At 73.8% G+C, this 17073-nt stretch carries 17 protein-coding genes; 16 read left to right on the top strand and 1 reads right to left on the bottom strand.

Annotation, left to right across the window (positions count from 1 at the left end):
* The first annotated feature begins 623 nt into the window (after positions 1-623).
* The 8 genes from infB (at position 624) to larE (ending at position 7868) form a co-directional block, all read left to right on the top strand.
* A complete protein-coding gene (gene infB, locus C5507_RS21070) occupies positions 624-2459 on the top strand; it encodes a translation initiation factor IF-2 (protein ID WP_242611376.1) in 1836 nt (611 codons plus the stop codon).
* A gap of 91 nt (positions 2460-2550) precedes the next feature.
* Positions 2551-2850 (top strand): DUF503 domain-containing protein, encoded by a 300-nt coding sequence (locus C5507_RS21065; protein ID WP_242611106.1) that lies wholly within the window; start codon positions 2551-2553, stop codon positions 2848-2850.
* Between the two features lie 80 nt (positions 2851-2930).
* Positions 2931-3461, top strand: coding sequence for a 30S ribosome-binding factor RbfA (rbfA, locus tag C5507_RS21060; protein WP_104530451.1), 531 nt, complete (start codon positions 2931-2933; stop codon positions 3459-3461).
* Positions 3458-3700: a hypothetical protein gene (locus tag C5507_RS21055; RefSeq protein ID WP_104530450.1), complete on the top strand. Its 243-nt coding sequence runs from the start codon at positions 3458-3460 to the stop codon at positions 3698-3700. The genes rbfA and C5507_RS21055 overlap by 4 nt, the downstream gene beginning before the upstream one ends.
* Positions 3697-4719 carry a DHH family phosphoesterase gene (locus C5507_RS21050; protein ID WP_104530449.1) on the top strand — a complete coding sequence of 341 codons (1023 nt, stop codon included), beginning with the start codon at positions 3697-3699 and terminating at the stop codon, positions 4717-4719. Before C5507_RS21055 ends, C5507_RS21050 begins: the two co-directional genes overlap by 4 nt.
* A gap of 34 nt (positions 4720-4753) precedes the next feature.
* Complete coding sequence (locus tag C5507_RS21045) at positions 4754-6097, top strand: MATE family efflux transporter (protein WP_242611105.1); 1344 nt, start codon at positions 4754-4756, stop codon at positions 6095-6097.
* Complete coding sequence (truB, locus tag C5507_RS21040; RefSeq protein ID WP_104530448.1) at positions 6094-7011, top strand: tRNA pseudouridine(55) synthase TruB; 918 nt, start codon at positions 6094-6096, stop codon at positions 7009-7011. Before C5507_RS21045 ends, truB begins: the two co-directional genes overlap by 4 nt.
* A gap of 20 nt (positions 7012-7031) precedes the next feature.
* On the top strand, positions 7032-7868 hold the full coding sequence (gene larE / locus C5507_RS21035; protein ID WP_104530447.1) for an ATP-dependent sacrificial sulfur transferase LarE: 837 nt from the start codon (positions 7032-7034) through the stop codon (positions 7866-7868).
* On the opposite strand, the gene larB is transcribed toward larE, so the two are convergent.
* A complete protein-coding gene (gene larB, locus C5507_RS21030; RefSeq protein WP_104530454.1) occupies positions 7859-8542 on the bottom strand; it encodes a nickel pincer cofactor biosynthesis protein LarB in 684 nt (227 codons plus the stop codon). The genes larE and larB overlap by 10 nt on opposite strands.
* A 69-nt stretch (positions 8543-8611) precedes the next feature.
* Between larB and C5507_RS21025 the strand changes: the two genes are divergently transcribed.
* From C5507_RS21025 to dapB, 8 genes are all read left to right on the top strand, one after another.
* Positions 8612-8950: an antibiotic biosynthesis monooxygenase family protein gene (locus C5507_RS21025; RefSeq protein ID WP_104530446.1), complete on the top strand. Its 339-nt coding sequence runs from the start codon at positions 8612-8614 to the stop codon at positions 8948-8950.
* Positions 8951-9052: 102 nt separating this feature from the next.
* On the top strand, positions 9053-10192 hold the full coding sequence (locus tag C5507_RS21020; protein WP_207225783.1) for a branched-chain amino acid aminotransferase: 1140 nt from the start codon (positions 9053-9055) through the stop codon (positions 10190-10192).
* 14 nt (positions 10193-10206) lie between these two features.
* The gene (locus C5507_RS21015) at positions 10207-11175 is read left to right on the top strand and encodes a bifunctional riboflavin kinase/FAD synthetase (RefSeq protein WP_104530445.1); all 969 of its coding nucleotides are present in this window, start codon (positions 10207-10209) and stop codon (positions 11173-11175) included.
* Positions 11176-11324: 149 nt separating this feature from the next.
* Complete coding sequence (gene rpsO / locus C5507_RS21010; protein ID WP_104530444.1) at positions 11325-11594, top strand: 30S ribosomal protein S15; 270 nt, start codon at positions 11325-11327, stop codon at positions 11592-11594.
* A gap of 275 nt (positions 11595-11869) precedes the next feature.
* A complete protein-coding gene (locus C5507_RS21005; RefSeq protein WP_207225781.1) occupies positions 11870-14128 on the top strand; it encodes a polyribonucleotide nucleotidyltransferase in 2259 nt (752 codons plus the stop codon).
* Positions 14129-14203: 75 nt separating this feature from the next.
* Positions 14204-15565: a M16 family metallopeptidase gene (locus tag C5507_RS21000; RefSeq protein WP_104530443.1), complete on the top strand. Its 1362-nt coding sequence runs from the start codon at positions 14204-14206 to the stop codon at positions 15563-15565.
* 1 nt (position 15566) lies between these two features.
* The gene (locus tag C5507_RS20995; protein ID WP_104530442.1) at positions 15567-15920 is read left to right on the top strand and encodes a VanZ family protein; all 354 of its coding nucleotides are present in this window, start codon (positions 15567-15569) and stop codon (positions 15918-15920) included.
* 49 nt (positions 15921-15969) lie between these two features.
* Positions 15970-16767: a 4-hydroxy-tetrahydrodipicolinate reductase gene (gene dapB, locus C5507_RS20990; protein ID WP_104530441.1), complete on the top strand. Its 798-nt coding sequence runs from the start codon at positions 15970-15972 to the stop codon at positions 16765-16767.
* The last annotated feature ends 306 nt before the right edge of the window (positions 16768-17073 follow it).

The following is a 17073-nucleotide window of genomic DNA, read 5'->3' as shown; positions in this document are numbered from 1 at the left end:
GGTGATCACCATGCGCGAGGAGGGATCCCCGTCCCGGTCCGCGGCCCGCGCCGCGTCCGGGCAACAACCCCTTCAGCAGTGCTCCGCGTCCCAGCCCCGCCGGCGGCGCCGCACGTCCGGGTCCCGGTGCGGGCGCGCCCCGTCCGGCGCCCGGTGCCGGCGGCCCCCGCCCCGCGCCCGGTGCCGGTGGTCCTCGTCCCGCTCCCGGCGGTCCCCGTCCGGGTCCCGGTGCCGGTGGCCCGCGTCCCGCGGCCGGTCCCGGCGGTCCCCGCCCCAACCCGGGGATGATGCCGCAGCGTCCGTCGCCGGGCATGATGCCCGGTCGTCCCGCTGGTGGCGGTCGTCCCGGTGGTGGCCCCGGTGGCCCCGGTGGTCGTGGACGGCCGGGTGGTCCCGGCGGTGGCGGCGGTGGCGGTGGCTTCCGCCCCGGTGGCGGCGGCGGTGCCCCTGGTGCCGGTGCGCCGGCCGGTGGTGGCTTCCGCGGTGGCGGTGGCGGCGGCGGCCGTGGCCGTGGTCGCGGTGGTTCCGGTGCCGGTACCGCGGGTGCCTTCGGTCGCCCCGGCGGCCGCGGCCCGGTCCGTGGCCGCAAGAGCAAGAAGCAGCGGCGTCAGGAGTTCGACTCGATGGCGGCGCCCAGCATGGGAGGCGTCAGCCTGCCGCGCGGCAACGGGCAGACCGTCCGGCTGCCCCGCGGCGCCTCGCTGACCGACCTGGCGGAGCGCATCAACGCCCAGCCGGCCGCGCTGGTCACCGCCCTGTTCCACCTGGGCGAGATGGTCACCGCGACGCAGTCGGTCAACGACGAGACGTTGCAGCTGCTCGGCGCCGAGATCGGCTGGGTCATCCAGGTCGTCAGCCCCGAGGACGAGGACCGCGAGCTCCTCGAGACCTTCGACCTCACCTTCGGTGACGAGGAGGGCGACGAGGAGGACTGGTCGTCCCGTCCGCCGGTGGTGACCGTCATGGGTCACGTCGACCACGGGAAGACGAAGCTGCTGGACGCGATCCGCGACGCCAACGTCGTGGCCCGCGAGGCCGGTGGCATCACCCAGCACATCGGCGCCTACCAGGTGGTCACCGAGCTCGAGGGCCTCGAGCGGCCGATCACCTTCATCGACACCCCGGGTCACGAGTCGTTCACCGCGATGCGTGCCCGTGGCGCGAAGGTCACCGACATCGTGGTCCTGGTCGTGGCGGCCGACGACGGCGTCATGCCGCAGACGGTGGAGGCGCTCAACCACGCCCAGGCCGCCGACGTGCCGATCGTGGTAGCGGTGAACAAGGTGGACAAGGAGGGGGCCAACCCCGCCAAGATCCGCCAGCAGCTCACCGAGTACGGCCTGGTGGCCGAGGAGTACGGCGGCGAGACGATGTTCGTCGACGTCTCGGCGATCACGCGCCAGGGCATCGACGACCTGCTCGCGGCGATCCTGCTGACCGCCGACGCCTCCCTGGACCTGCGCGCGAACACCGAGCAGGACCCGCAGGGTGTCGTCATCGAGGGCAAGCTGGACAAGGGCCGTGGCCCCGTCGCCACGGTGCTGGTCCAGCGCGGCACCCTGCGCCAGGGCGACTCGATCGTGGCCGGCGACGCCTACGGTCGCGTCCGGTCGCTGCTCGACGAGCACGGCAACAAGCTGAAGGAGGCCCTGCCGGCCCGCCCCGTGCAGGTCGTGGGTCTCACCTCGGTGCCGCGTGCCGGCGACACGTTCCTCGTCGTCGAGGAGGACCGCGTCGCCCGGCAGATCGCCGACCGTCGTCAGGCCCGCATCCGCAACGCGCAGAACGCCTCCATGCGCAAGCGGATCAGCCTCGAGGACCTCGACGCGGCGCTCAAGGAGACCCGTCAGCTCAACCTGATCATCAAGGGCGACAACTCGGGCACCGTCGAGGCGCTCGAAGAGGCGCTGATGAAGATCGAGGTCGACGACGAGATCGCGCTGCGGGTCATCCACCGCGGCGTCGGTGGCATCACCAAGAGCGACATCGACCTCGCGCTGGCCGACGACGTCATCGTGCTGGGCTTCAACGTCCGCGCCGAGGGCCAGGCCACCGAGCTCGCCAACCGCGAAGGGGTGGACGTCCGGTACTACACGGTCATCTACCAGGCGATCGACGAGATCGAGGCCGCCCTCAAGGGCATGCTCAAGCCGATCTACGAGGAGATCCAGCTCGGCACGGCGGAGGTCCGCGAGGTCTTCCGGGTGCCGAAGATCGGCAACGTCGCCGGTTCGCTGGTCCGCAGCGGCACGATCGTCCGCAACTCGAAGGCCCGTCTCATCCGCGACGGTGCCGTGGTCGCCGACAACCTGTCGGTGGAATCCCTCCGCCGCTTCAAGGACGACGCGACCGAGGTCCGCGAGGGCTACGAGTGCGGTATCGGACTGGGCTCGTTCAACGACATCAAGGTCGATGACGTGATCGAGACCTTCGAGATGCGTGAGAAGCCGCGCGACTGATGAAGGACCCCGCTGCCCCCCGGACCTCGCACGCTCGGCCCGGGACCCTGCAGCGGAGCCGTTCCAGCACGTTGCGATAAGCAGGGAGGCGGTGGGCGTGTTCACTGGCACGCTCACCGCCGACCTGCTGCTGGGCGACGTCCACTCGCTCAAGGGCAAGCGGGCCGTCGTCCGGCCGATCGTGGCCGAGCTGCGGCGCCGCTTCGCCGTCGCCGCGGCCGAGGTCGGCGACCAGGACCTGCACCGCCGCGTGCAGGTCGGGGTCGCCACCGTGGCCGGCGACGCCGGCCAGGTCACCGACGTGCTCGACGCCTGCGAGCGGTTGCTGGCCGAGCGGCCTGAGGTGACGCTGCTGTCGACCCATCGGCAGCTGTTCTCCGACACCGATTAAGGACCCCGTGCTCCCCACGCCTCGCACACTCGGCGTGGGTCCCTGCACGGGGCCGTTCCATCCCCTCACGAGGAGGTCCGATGGCCGACCCGGCCCGCGCCCGCAAGCTGGCGGTGCGCATCCGTCAGATCGTGTCCGCCGCGATCGAGACCCAGATCAAGGACCCCCGTCTGGGCATGGTGACCGTCACCGACGCCCGTGTGACCAGTGACCTCCGCGAGGCCACGATCTTCTACACCGTCTACGGCGACGAGACCCAGATCGCCGACTCGGCGAAGGCCCTGGCCAGCGCCACCGGCGTCCTGCGGTCGACCGTCGGCAAGCAGACCGGCATCAAGTTCGTGCCGTCCCTGGCCTTCATCGCCGACATCGTCCCCGACACCGCGCGGGAGCTCGAGGAGGCGCTCGAGCGTGCCCGGCACGCCGACGCCGAGCTGGCCCGCGCCCGTGAGGGTGCGAGCTATGCCGGGGAGCCCGACCCCTACCGGCGCCCGGCCGAGGACGAGGACGACGACGGCCAGACCGCCGCGGTCGTGTCCGACCCGGTCGGTGCGGGCACTGCCGATGACAGTGGCGAGGACGTCGCCGTCGACCCCAGGAGCGCACCGTGAGCGAGAACGACCCGGATCCGCACGAGCCCGACGAGGGCCAGGGCGCCTCGGTGCTGGGCGGCCGGCCCGTCCCCGCGGACGGCGACCCGACCGACGGCGGCAGGCGCGGCCAGATCGGCGAGGTGCCCAGCATCGCCGCCGACGAGCCCGACGACGGAGGCCCCGGCTACCCGGTGGGTGGCGGGGACATCCGCGAGGACCAGGGCGGCCGCATGGCCGACCCCGACGCGGGCACGTGAGCCGCCAGCCGACGACGGAGGATCTCGGCGCCGCCCTGCGCACGGCCGCCGACGTGCTGGCCGAGGCCGCGCACGCGCGCTCGACGATCGTCCTGTCCGGCCACGTCCAGCCCGACGCCGACGCGCTCGGCAGCACGCTGGCGCTCGCCGAGGGCCTGCGCCGCCGAGGGGCGCGGGTGCTGGCGACCTTCCCCGGCCCGTTCACGCTGCCGGCGTCCCTCGGCTGGATCCCGGGCGCCGAGGGGCTCGTGCCCTCGGATGCCGTGCCCTCCTCCCCGGACGTCTTCGTGAGCCTGGACGCCGCCTCCCCGGCCCGCCTGGGCGAGCTGGCGCCGCTGCTGGACCAGGCGGCGACGTCGGTGGTCGTCGACCACCACGCCAGCAACCCCGGCTTCGGCCGGGTGCGGGTCGTCGACCCCTCAGCCCCGGCGACGGTGACCCTCGTCGCCGACCTGCTCGACGGTCTCGGCGTGACGCTGGACCGGCAGCTGGCCACCTGCCTGTACGCCGGCCTCGCCGCCGACACGGGGTCCTTCCGGTTCGGCAACACCCGTCCGGACACCCACGAGCTGGCCGCGCGGCTGCTGAGCACCGGCATCGACCACGCGGCCATCAGCCGCCGGCTGTTCGACACGGCGCCGTTCGGCTGGCTCGGGCTCCTCTCGGTCGTCACCGGGCGGGCGGCGCTGGAGCCGGAGGTGGGTGCTGGCCTCGTCTGGACCTGGTCGAGCACCGCCGAGGCGGCCGAGCACGGTCTGGCCGGCGAGCAGCTCGAGGCGCTGGTGGACGTCGTCCGTGCGGCCGAGGAGGCCGACGTGGCCTGCGTCCTCAAGGGCCAGGACGACGGTTCCTGGTCGGTGTCGCTGCGCTCGCGCGGTGCCACCGACGTGGCCGGCGTGGCCATGGCGCTCGGCGGGGGCGGCCACCGCGCCGCGGCGGGATACACCTCGCACCTGGACCGTGAGGGGACGGTCGCGGCCCTGCGCCACCAGCTGGCGGCCGCGACCACGGGGTCCTGACCGCCTTCGCGGCCCCGACCGTGGTCCGGACGTCGTGATCGGGGAGAGCCGGCGTCCGCCGGGCTCCGCCGCACCTCGCCCCGCCCCGCCCGGTGTGCTGGCCCTGGCGTTGCCCGCGTTGGTCGTCCTGGCGGCCGAGCCGCTGTACCTGCTCGTGGACACCGCGGTCGTGGGCAACCTGGGCACTGTGGCGCTGGGGGGTCTCGCCGTCGGCGGCGGGCTGCTCGCCTGGGCCGCCGCGCTGCTGAACTTCCTCGCCTACGGCACCACCGCCCGGGCGGCCCGCCGGGCCGGCGCCGGTGACCGCGCCGGTGCGGTCACCGAGGGGGTGCAGGCCACCTGGCTGGCCGTCGCCCTCGGCCTGCTCGTCCTGCTGCTGTTCCAGCTGCTGGCCGGTCCGCTCACCCGCGCGCTGGCCGGCGGCGCCGGCCCGGTCGCCGAGGCGGGGGAGCAGTGGCTGCGCGTCGCCGCGCTGGGCGCCCCGCTGCTGCTCGTCTCCCTCGCCGGCAACGGGTGGCTGCGCGGGGTGCAGGAGTTGCGCCGCCCGGTCCGGTACGTGGTGGCCGGCAGCCTGCTCAGCCTCGTCCTGTGCCCGGTGCTGGTGCACCCGGCCGGCCTGGGGCTCGTCGGGTCGGCGGTCGCGAACGTCGTCGGCCAGGCGCTCACCGCGGCGCTGTTCGTGCGGGCCCTGCTCAGGGAGGACGCCGGCTGGCGGGTGCACCCCACCGCGCTCGCCCGGCAGCTCGTGGTCGGGCGCGACCTGCTGCTGAGGGCGGCGGTCCTGCAGATCTCCTTCCTGGTGGCGGCCGGCGTGGCCGCGCGCGCGGGGACGGCCGCGCTGGGGGCGCACCAGATCGCGCTACAGCTGTTCTTCTTCCTGGCCCTCGTGCTGGACGCCTACGCCATCGCCGCGCAGACCCTGGTCGGGCACGCCCTGGGCGGGCAGCGGCCGGACGAGGCACGGGCCACCGCCCGGCGGGTGGCGGTCTGGGGCCTGGGCACGGGCTGCGCGGTCGCCGCGGTCCTGCTGGCGCTGCGGGACGTGCTGCCGCCCCTGTTCACCGACGACCCGGCGGTGCTGGCCCAGGCCGCCGTCGTGTGGTGGTTCCTGGCCGGCTTCCAGCCGCTGGCGGGGGTGGTCTTCGCCCTGGACGGCGTGCTGATGGGCGCCGGCGACGTCGGCTACCTGCGGACGGTCACGATCGCGTCGGCACTGGTCGGCTTCCTGCCCCTGTCGCTGCTGTCCGGGCCGCTCGACCTGGGCCTGGCGGGGGTGTGGACCGGCCTGACACTGTTCGTCGTGCTGAGGCTGGTGGCGGTCCTGGTCCGGGTGGTGGGTGACCGGTGGCTCGGGACGCCTGAGACGGTTGCCCCGTGAGTCCGAGACGGCCAGATGCCGATGTCCCGCCCGGTCTGCTGCTGGTCGACAAGCCCGGCGGCATGACGTCCCACGACGTCGTGGCCCGTGCGCGTCGCGCGCTCTCGGTCCGCAAGGTGGGCCACGCCGGCACCCTCGACCCGATGGCGACGGGCCTACTCGTCCTGGGTGTCGGCACCGCCACCCGGCTGCTCGGCCACGTCGGCGGCCACGACAAGACCTACGACGCCACCATCCGGCTCGGCCAGGCGACGGTCACCGACGACCGGGAGGGCGAGGTGCTGACCACCGCCTCGGCCGCGCACCTCGACGACGACGCCGTCCGCGCGGCGCTCGCCGCCCAGACCGGCGCGCTGCAGCAGGTGCCCTCGGCGGTCAGCGCGGTCAAGGTCGACGGCCGCCGCTCCTACGACCGCGTGCGCGCGGGGGAGACCGTGGAGCTGACCCCCCGGTCGGTCACGGTGCACCGGCTCCAGGTGCACCGCGTCACCCGTCCCGGGCCCGACCTCGTGGACGTGGACGTGACCGTCGAGTGCACGGCCGGCACCTACATCCGGGCCATCGCCCGGGACGCCGGCGCCGCGCTCGGCGTCGGTGGTCACCTGACCGCGCTGCGGCGCACCGCGTCCGGGCCGTTCGCCGTGGCCGAGGCCGGGACGGTCGAGGACTCCGCGGCGTCGCTGGTCGCCGGCGGAGGACCGGGCTTCCTGGGGCTCACCCAGGCCGCCCGGCTGGTCTTCCCGGAGCGCCGGCTCAGCGCCGAAGAGGCGCGGGCGCTGGGCTACGGCCAGCGGATCCCCGCCACCGGCGCGGCGGGCCTGCACGCCGCGGTCGACCCCGCCGGCCGGCTGGCCGCGCTCGTGGAGGACGCCGGGCAGACGGCACGCGTGACGGTCGGGTTCCCGCCGGCCTGAACCGGTGGCAGCCTGGCGCCGTGGAGCTCGACGCCCGGCTGGCCGACCTCGACGCCCTGCTGCGCCCGCTGCCCGGTGTGCTGGTCGCCTTCTCCGGCGGCGTGGACTCGGGGATGCTGCTCGCCGCGGCGGTCCGCGCGCTGGGACCCGAGCGCGTGGTCGCCGCCACGGCCGTGTCGCCCAGCCTGCCCGCAGCCGAGCTGACCGGTGCCGCCGACGTCGCGGTCCTGCTCGGCGTCCGGCACGAGCGGCCACCCACCGACGAGCTGTCGCGGGCGGGTTACCGCGCCAACGCCGGCGACCGGTGCGCCTTCTGCAAGACCGAGCTCGTCGACGTCCTGCTGCCGCTGGCGGTGCGGCTGGGCATCCCCGAGGTCGTCACCGGCACCAACGCCGACGACGTGCGCGCCGGCTTCCGGCCCGGCATCCGCGCCGCCGCCGAGCGCGGCGCCTGGGCACCCCTGGCCCGGGCGGGCCTCACCAAGGACGACGTGCGGGCGGCGGCCCGCCGGTGGGGGCTGCCGCTGGCGGACAAGCCGGCGGCAGCCTGCCTCGCCAGTCGCATCGCCTACGGCGTGCCGGTGTCGGCGGCCGGTCTGGCGCGCGTCGAGCGGGCGGAGTCCGCGCTGCGGAGCGCGCTGCTGCGGGCCGGGTTCCCCGTCCGGGACCTCCGGGTGCGCGACATGGGTGAGGACGTCGCGCGGGTGGAGGTCGACGCCGCGCTGGTGGATGACGTCGCCGCGCGACCGGACCTGCTCGAGGTGGTCGCCGGGTTCGCCCGCGTGGACCTCGACCCGCGCGGGTTCCGCTCCGGTTCGATGAACGAGCTGCTGCCCGACCCCGTCCGCTACCGCTGACGGGACCGGGCGATGCGGGCCGCCGCCACGCCCGCCCCGAAGCCGTTGTCGATGTTGACGACCAGCACGCCTGGTGCGCAGGCCGTGAGCATGGTGAGCAGGGCGGCCAGCCCCTCGAACGCGGCCCCGTAGCCGACCGACGTCGGCACCGCGACGACGAGGCGGTCGGTGAGCCCCGCGACCACGCTCGGCAGGGCGCCGTCCATCCCGGCGACGACGACCACCGCGTCGGCTGCGGCCAGGTCGGGCGCCACCGACAGCACGCGGTGGATCCCGGCCACGCCGACGTCGTCCACCCGGCGGCAGCCCACGCCGCAGGCCCGCAGCGTGGCGGCGACCTCGGCGGCGACCGGGCCGTCGGAGGTGCCGGCGGTGAGGACCAGGACCTCACCGACGGGCTCCGGAGGCCGGCCGACCAGCGCGCACCGCGCCTGCGCGTCGACGACGGCGTCCGGCCAGCGCTCGAGCACCGCGGCCGCGGTGGCGTCGTCCACCCGGGTGGCCCAGGCGAACGGCTCCGGCCCCGTGGCGCCGTCGAGCAGGCCGGCCAGGCAGGCCACGGTCTCGGCGGGTGTCTTGCCGGCCGCGAAGACGACCTCGGGCGTGCCGGTGCGGCGTTCGCGGTCCAGGTCCAGCCGGGCGAAACCGAGGTGGCCGGTGCGGGGTTCGCTCACGAGGTCAGCCTGCCGCACATGTCGTTGATCATGGGGTTGGCCGGGGCGCCCGCCGGGAACGGGAGACCCATGAGCGTCGTCAAGATCAACGCGATCACCGTGCCGAAGGACAAGCAGGAGCGCTTCGAGGAGCGGTTCCGCGGGCGCGCCGGAGCCGTGGAGTCCACGCCCGGCTTCGAGTGGTTCGAACTGCTGCGCCCCGTCGAGGGGACCGACCAGTACCTGGTCTACACCCGGTGGAGCAGCCCGGAGGCCTACGAGGCCTGGCAGTCCAGCCAGGACTTCGACCGCGCCCACGACGGGGGTGGCGACACCCTCGCCTCCGCCGCGCCGCACTCGGCCCACGTCTGGACCTACGAGGTGCTGGAGTACGCCGGGCCGAAGGCCAACCAGGAGAAGCAGGTCTGACCGGGGTTACTGTGACGGCGCCGGTCCCGCAGTCCGCGGGGCCGGTGCCGACCCCGCGTGCCGCCGGGCCGGCGCCGTGACCAGCACGCCCGGGTGGGAGCCATGACCGACACGCTCGCCGACAGCCGTACCTCCTCGCGGATGTTCACCGCGGACGTGCCGGTGGTCGCCGACGACGTGCAGCGCCGCTCCACCACCGAGCGCGCCGAGGTCCTGGCCGACCCCGGCTTCGGCCGGCACTTCACCGACTCGATGTTCGTGGCGCGCTACCGCGAGGGCCAGGGCTGGTACGACGCGCGGCTGACCCAGTACGGCCCGCTCCCGCTCGAGCCGGGCACCGCGGCCCTGCACTACGCGCAGTCGATCTTCGAGGGGCTCAAGGCCTACGCCCAGCCCGACGGCAGCGTCGCGACCTTCCGCCCCGAGGCCAACGCCGCGCGCTTCGTCCGCAGCGCCGAGCGCCTGGCGATGCCCCCGGTGCCCGAGCAGGCGTTCCTCGCCGCCGTCGACGCGCTGGTCGACGCCGACCGCGACTGGGTGCCCACCGATGCCGACCAGACGCTGTACCTGCGGCCCTACCAGCTGGCCAGCGAGTCCTTCCTCGGCGTCCGCCCGGCGCACGAGTACCTGTTCCTCGTCATCGCCAGCCCCGCCGGCGCGTACTTCCCGCGGGGGGTCCACCCCGTGTCGGTCTACGTCTCCGAGGACTACGTGCGGGCCGCGCCCGGCGGCACCGGTGACGTGAAGTGTGCCGGCAACTACGCCGCCAGCCTGCGTCCGCAGCAGCAGGCCAGCGCGCTCGGGTGCGACCAGGTCGTCTACCTCGACGCCGTGGAGCGGAAGTACATCGAGGAGCTGGGCGGGATGAACCTGTTCTTCGTCCTCGGCTCCGGCGACGACGCCGAGCTGGTCACCCCCGAGCTCTCCGGCACCCTCCTGCCCGGCATCACCCGCGACTCGCTGATCACCGTCGCCCGTGAGCTGGGCCACCGGGTGACCGAGCGCAAGGTGAGCCTGGAGGAGTGGCGGCAGGGCGTCGCCGACGGCACGGTCACCGAGACGTTCGCGTGCGGCACCGCCGCGGTCATCACGCCCGTCGGCGAGGTCAAGGCGCGCACCGGCGACTTCACCGTCGGCGACGGGACTCCCGGCACGGTCACCATGCGCCTGCGCGAGACGCTGCTCGACATCCAGCACGGGCGGGTGGCCGACACCCACGGCTGGCTGCACCGGGTCTCCTGACCGGTCCGGGTCGCATGCTGCGCTGGCGGGGGCTGGAGGCCACCCCGGGGGATCTCGGGCGCTCGGTGGTCACCATCGGGATGTACGACGGCGTCCACCAGGGGCACCAGAAGCTGATCGGGGCGGCGGTCGCCCGGGCACGGGCGATGCGCCGTCCCTGCCTGCTGGTGACGTTCGACCCGCATCCCGCCGAGGTGGTGCGCCCGGGCTCCCACCCGGCGATCCTCACCGCGCTGGACCGCAAGGCCGAGCTCGTCGCCGGGCTGGGCGTGGACGCCATGTGCGTCCTGCCGTTCACGCCCGAGTTCAGCCGTCTGGCGCCGGAGACCTTCACGCACACCGTGCTGGTGGAGCGGCTGCACACCGCCCAGGTGGTCGTGGGGGAGAACTTCACCTACGGCCACAAGGCGGCCGGGAACGTCGGCTCCCTGGCCGAGGAGGGGCGCCGGTTCGGCTTCTCGGTCGAGGGGGTGCCGCTGGCGCAGGACTCCTCGGACGACGGCGAGGTCACCATCTCCTCCACCTACATCCGCGCCTGCGTGGCCGCGGGGGACATGGTGTCGGCCGCCCGCGCGCTGGGCCGGCCGCACCGGGTCGACGGCGTCGTGGTGCGCGGGCACCGGCGCGGACGCGAGCTCGGCTACCCGACCGCCAACGTGGAGACCGCGCCCTTCACCGCCATCCCGGCCGACGGGGTCTACGCCGGCCACCTGGTGACCCGGGACGACGACGGCACGAGCGGGGAGCGCCTGCCCGCCGCCGTCTCGGTCGGCACCAACCCGACGTTCCAGGGCACCAGGCGCACCGTGGAGGCGTTCGTGCTCGACTACAGCGGCGACCTCTACGGCGAGCACGTCGGCGTGGAGTTCACCGCCCGGCTGCGCCCGATGGCCGCGTTCGACGGCGTCGAGGAGCTCCTCACCGCGATGGCGGAGGACGTGGCCGACGCCCGCCGGGCCCTCGGCCTGCCCGACGCGCCCTGACCCGTCCGGGCCGGTCCCGCGACGCACTGTGATCAGCCTGCAGGGGCGGCGCTGGTAGCCTTCGGGACAGCCGGTTCCACCGGTATGTGTGCAGCTTGCCCTCGTGAGTCAGACCGGGGGCCACACGTGACCCGCCCAGGAGGCGAACCATGGCGCTCGACAGCGCGCTCAAGCAGCAGATCATGACCGAGTACGCGACGGTCGACAAGGACACCGGTTCGCCCGAGGTGCAGGTCGCGATGCTGACCCGCCGGATCAGCGACTTGACCGAGCACCTCAAGATGCACAAGCACGACCACCACAGCCGGCGGGGCCTGCTCCTGCTGGTCGGCCGGCGTCGCCGGCTGTTGAACTACCTGGCGAAGACCGACATCAACCGGTACCGCTCGCTCATCGAGCGGCTCGGACTGCGCCGCTAGCACGACGAGGGGGCCGTCCCGGTTCACACCGGGCGGTCCCCTTCCTCGTCCGGCACCCGCCGTACGGGGAGAACCGGCCCGCCGCCGGACGCGCCCACCACGGGCCGGTCCTCGGTAGTGGCCCCCGGGACGTATCGGTTTCCCCGGAGACGGGAACGCCACCGCCCGAGGGCTTCGATCGAGAACCGGTCGCCCCGGACGCAGGACGGCAAGAGGCCGTCAGAGGAGTCGCAGGTCGGCACGAGGCCGATGCGACGAAGAAGAGAGAAGGACACGTGTCCGCACCCACCATCACCGCAGAGTTCGACGCCGAGGACGGCGTCACCACCGCCACCGCGGTCATCGACAACGGCACCTTCGGCAGCCGGTCGATCACCTTCGAGACCGGTCGCCTCGCCAAGCAGGCCGCCGGCTCCGTCGTCGTCACCATGGGCGACACCATGCTGCTCTCGGCCACCACGGCCGGCCGTCAGCCGAAGGAGCAGTTCGACTTCTTCCCGCTGACCGTCGACGTCGAGGAGCGGATGTACGCCGCCGGGCGCATCCCCGGTTCGTTCTTCCGCCGCGAGGGCCGCCCGTCCGAGGACGCGATCCTGACCTGCCGCCTGATCGACCGCCCGCTGCGCCCGACCTTCGCCAAGGGTCTGCGCAACGAGGTCCAGGTCGTCATCACCGTCATGGCGCTGGACCCGACGCACCTCTACGACGTGGTGGCCATCAACGCCGCCTCGGCGTCCACCCAGCTCTCGGGGCTGCCGTTCTCGGGCCCGATCGGGGCCACCCGCGTCGCCCTCATCAACGGCCAGTGGGTCGGCTTCCCGACTCACACCGAGCTCGAGGACGCCGTCTTCGACATGGTCGTGGCCGGTCGCGTCCTCCCGGACGGCGACGTCGCGATCATGATGGTCGAGGCCGAGGCCACCGAGAAGACCATCGAGCTCGTCGCCGGTGGCGCCCCCGCCCCGACCGAGGAGGTCGTGGCGCAGGGCCTCGAGGCGGCCAAGCCGTTCATCAAGGCGCTGTGCGACGCGCAGTCCGCGATGGCCGAGAAGGCCGCCAAGCCGGTCGCCGACTTCCCGCGCTTCCTCGACTACCAGGACGACGTCTACGCCGCCGTCGAGGCGCAGGTCGGCGACAAGCTGGCCCAGGCGCAGCAGATCGCCGGCAAGGCGGAGCGCGAGGACGCCACCGACGCGCTCAAGGACGACGTCAAGGCCGCGCTGGCCGGCCAGTTCGAGGGCCGTGAGAAGGAGATCTCCGGAGCCTTCCGCGCGCTCACGAAGAAGGTCGTCCGCCAGCGCATCCTGCGCGACAAGGTCCGCATCGACGGCCGGGGCCTCACCGACATCCGGCCGCTGTCGGCCGAGGTCGAGGTCATCCCGCGGGTGCACGGCTCGGCGCTGTTCGAGCGCGGCGAGACCCAGATCCTGGGTGTCACCACGCTGAACATGCTCCGCATGGAGCAGCAGCTGGACACGCTGTCGCCGGTCAGCCGCAAGCGCTACATGCACAACTACAACTTCCCGCCGTACTCCACCGGTGAGACCGGCCGCGTGGGCTCGCCCAAGCGCCGCGAGATCGGCCACGGTGCGCTCGCCGAGCGGGCGCTGGTCCCGGTGCTGCCGGACCGCGAGGAGTTCCCCTACGCGATCCGTCAGGTGTCGGAGGCCCTCGGCTCCAACGGCTCCACCTCGATGGGCTCGGTCTGCGCCTCGACGCTGGCCCTGCTCAACGCCGGTGTGCCGCTGAAGGCCCCGGTCGCCGGCATCGCCATGGGCCTGGTCTCCGACGAGGTCGACGGCAAGACCGAGTACGTCGCGCTGACCGACATCCTCGGCGCCGAGGACGCGTTCGGTGACATGGACTTCAAGGTCGCCGGCACCAAGGACTTCGTCACGGCCCTCCAGCTGGACACGAAGCTCGACGGCATCCCCTCCGACGTCCTCGCCGGTGCGCTGACCCAGGCCCGCGCGGCCCGGCTGCACATCCTCGACGTCATGGGCGAGGCCATCGACGCCCCCGACGAGATGAGCCCGTACGCCCCGCGCGTGACCACGGTGCGCATCCCGGTCGACAAGATCGGCGCGGTCATCGGCCCCAAGGGCCAGATGATCAACGCGATCCAGGACGAGACCGGCGCCGACATCACCATCGAGGACGACGGCACGATCTACGTCGGCGCGTCCGACGGCCCCTCGGCCCAGGCCGCGGTGGACCGGATCAACGCCATCGCCAACCCGACGCTGCCCAAGGTCGGCGAGCGCTTCCTCGGCACGGTCGTCAAGACCACGCCGTTCGGTGCGTTCGTCTCGCTGCTGCCCGGCCGGGACGGCTTGGTGCACATCAGCAAGCTCGGTGGCGGCAAGCGCATCGGCAAGGTCGAGGACGTCGCGAACGTCGGCGACAAGATGCAGGTGGAGATCACCGACATCGACGCCCGCGGCAAGATCAGCCTCGTGCCGGTTGCCGAGGGCGACGCCGGTGGCGACGCTGCCGAGGCCCCGGCCGAGGCCGCCGCGCCCGCGGGTGAGTGACCGAGCTTGCGAGGTCACTCCTGAGAACGGAGCACTCTTGGCACGGGATCGACGAGCGCCAGCGAGGAAGATTCCGTGACCACGCCTGACATCACGGGAGCCGGGGCGGGTGCAGCTGCACCCGCCCCGGCTCCCGTCGGCGAGACCGCGCTGCTCGACCTCGACGAGGTCGGTGGCCGGGTGGAACGGACGATGCTGCCCGGTGGGCTGCGGGTCCTGACCGAGACGATGCCGGGTGTCCTCTCGGCGACCCTCGGCATCTGGGTGGGAGTCGGCTCGCGGGACGAGACGGCGGATGTCGCCGGCTCGTCGCACTTCCTCGAGCACCTGCTCTTCAAGGGCACGTCGTCGCGCTCGGCGCTGGAGATCGCGACGGCCATGGACGCCGTCGGCGGTGAGATGAACGCGTTCACCGCCAAGGAGCACACCTGCTACTACGCGAACGTGCTCGCCAGCGACCTCCCGCTGGCCGTCACGCTCCTGGCCGATCTGGTCACCGAGGCCACCAACACCGCGGCGGACCTGGAGTCCGAGCGGACGGTGGTGCTCGAGGAGATCGCCATGCGCGACGACGAGCCGTCCGACGCCGTGCACGACCTGTTCTCCGAGACCCTCTTCGGCGACACCTCGCTGGGCCGCTCGGTGCTGGGCACCGTCGAGTCCATCGAGGGGCTCACGCGGGACGACGTCGACGGCTGGTACCGGTCCCGGTACGCCGTTCCGTCCATCGTGGTGACGGCCGCCGGCCGGGTGGACCACCAGCAGGTCCTGGACCTGGTGACGGCGGCCTTCGGCGACCGGTTGTCCGGGTCCGCCTCTCCGGTCGGCCTGCGCACCGGTGACGTCGAGCTGAGCCGGCCGGCCCGGCCGTTCGGGCTCATCGCGCGGCGCACGGAGCAGACGCACCTGCTGATGGGCGCACCGGCCATGGGGCGGCTGGACGAGCGCCGGTACGCGGCCGCGGTCGTCGACGCCGCGGTCGGTGGCGGGATGAGCTCGCGGCTGTTCCAGGAGATCCGCGAGAAGCGGGGCCTGGTCTACAGCGTCGGCTCTGCGCTGTCGCACTACGCGGGCGCCGGCTCCTTCTCGGTCTACGCCGGGTGCTCGAAGAAGCGCGTCCCGGAGGTGCTCCGGCTGATCCGCGCCGAGCTCGCCCGCGTGGCGGCCGAGGGCCTCACCGCGGAGGAGGTCGCGCGGGCGCGCGGCCAGCTGCGCGGGGCCCTGGTCCTGGGACTCGAGGACACCGGCTCGCGGATGAGCCGGCTGGGCAAGAGCGAGCTGTCCTACGGCGAGTACGTGCCGGTGCGCGACGTGCTGGGCCGCATCGACGCCGTCGACGAGGACCAGGCGCGGTCGGTGGCCGCCGAGCTGTTCGGGCAGCCGACCTGCCTCGCCGTCGTGGGGCCCTACCGCGAGTCCGACCTCGACCGGCTCTGACGTGCAGGCGGCCCGGCTCCGCGGGGTGCTGCCCCGGCTCGCCTTCGGGCTCGCGCTGCTCGTCTCGCTCGTCGTCCTCTTCCTGCCGGGCTCGGGGGTGCCCACCGCGCCCCCGGGGACCGACAAGGTGGTGCACCTCCTGCTGTTCGCCGTCCTCGCGGTCACCGGCCGGTGGGCCGGGGTGTCCCAGGTCCCCCTGGCCGTGGGCCTGGTCGGCTACGCCGCGCTCAGCGAGGTGCTCCAGGGGACGGCGCCCCTGGCGCGGTCGGCCTCGGTCGCCGACCTCGCCGCCGACGTGGCCGGGGTCGCACTGGGCCTGCTGGTGTGGGTCCGCTCGACCCGCCGGGCCCGCTGATCGGTGCGCCTGCCTTGCGCCGCGGGCGCAGGCCGGGAAGCCTGACCGGGTGACCAGCAGCGCGACCGACCAGCAGCCCGCCCCCGCCGCCCGCGAATCCTCGCTGATCCCCGTGGGGGTGCTCGGCGCCCGGGGCCGGATGGGGACCGAGGTGGTCAAGGCGGTCAACGACGCCGAGGACCTCGAGCTCGTCGCGATGGTCGACGACGGCGAGTGGTTGTTCAACGTGGCCGACGCCGGCGCCCAGGTGGTCGTGGACTTCACCCGCCCGGACGTGGTCATGGACAACATCCGGTTCTGCATCGACAACAACATCCACTGCGTCGTGGGGACGACGGGCTTCGACGAGGCCCGGCTCGCCACCGTCGCCGAGTGGCTGGAGCCCAAGCCGGAGCTGGGCGTCGTCATCGCCCCCAACTTCGGGATCGGCGCCATCCTGCTCATGCGGTTCGCCCAGGAGGCGGCGCGCTTCTTCCCCTCGGTCGAGGTGGTGGAACTGCACCACCCGAACAAGGTCGACGCCCCCTCCGGGACCGCAGTGCGCACCGCCCGGCTCGTCGCGGCCGCCCGCCGGGCGGCGGGGCTGCCTCCGGCGCCCGACGCCACGACCGACGCGCTGCCGGGGGCCCGCGGCGCCGACGTGGAGGGCGTTCCGGTGCACGCTGTCCGACTGACCGGGCTGGTCGCGCACCAGGAGGTGCTGCTCGGTGCGGCCGGGGAGAGCCTGACCATCCGCCACGACTCCTTCGACCGCGCGTCCTTCATGCCCGGCGTGCTCCTGGCGGTGCGCGAGATCGGCCGCCGGCCCGGGCTGACCGTGGGGATCGAGGGCTTCCTGGGGCTCTGATCCAGCGCCACCGCGAGGGTGTGACGGGGACCGCTCCCGACGGGGTTGCACACCGCCCCCGGAGGTCGTGTATGGTTCTCCATGCGCCGCGCGGCCCGCAAGGGACACCGAGGAGCCCCCCACGGGGATGGCTCTGGAAGCGGCGTAGGGTTGGACATCCAGCCAGGGACGGAGCCCGTAAGGGTCGAGTTTCTGCGCGTCCGCTCCTTGAGAACTCAACAGCGTGCCGAAAGTCAGTGCCAAGTAATACCCCGTGCCGCGGCTCGTGCAGTCGTGGCAGGGATTCCTTTGGTTGATTGATATCGC

This window comes from Blastococcus saxobsidens, assembly GCF_002938435.1.
Lineage (GTDB): Bacteria > Actinomycetota > Actinomycetes > Mycobacteriales > Geodermatophilaceae > Blastococcus > Blastococcus saxobsidens.
The sequence above is the reverse complement of the archived record's forward strand: the minus strand, read 5'-3'. Positions and strand labels throughout refer to the sequence as shown.

Coding starts and splice junctions, on each gene's coding strand:
- C5507_RS21025 (WP_104530446.1), top strand. CDS start 8,612: ATGAGCGTCGTCAAGATCAACGCGATCACCGTGCCGAAGGACAAGCAG.
- infB (WP_242611376.1), top strand. CDS start 624: ATGGCGGCGCCCAGCATGGGAGGCGTCAGCCTGCCGCGCGGCAACGGG.
- rpsO (WP_104530444.1), top strand. CDS start 11,325: ATGGCGCTCGACAGCGCGCTCAAGCAGCAGATCATGACCGAGTACGCG.
- rbfA (WP_104530451.1), top strand. CDS start 2,931: ATGGCCGACCCGGCCCGCGCCCGCAAGCTGGCGGTGCGCATCCGTCAG.
- C5507_RS21020 (WP_207225783.1), top strand. CDS start 9,053: ATGACCGACACGCTCGCCGACAGCCGTACCTCCTCGCGGATGTTCACC.
- C5507_RS21015 (WP_104530445.1), top strand. CDS start 10,207: ATGCTGCGCTGGCGGGGGCTGGAGGCCACCCCGGGGGATCTCGGGCGC.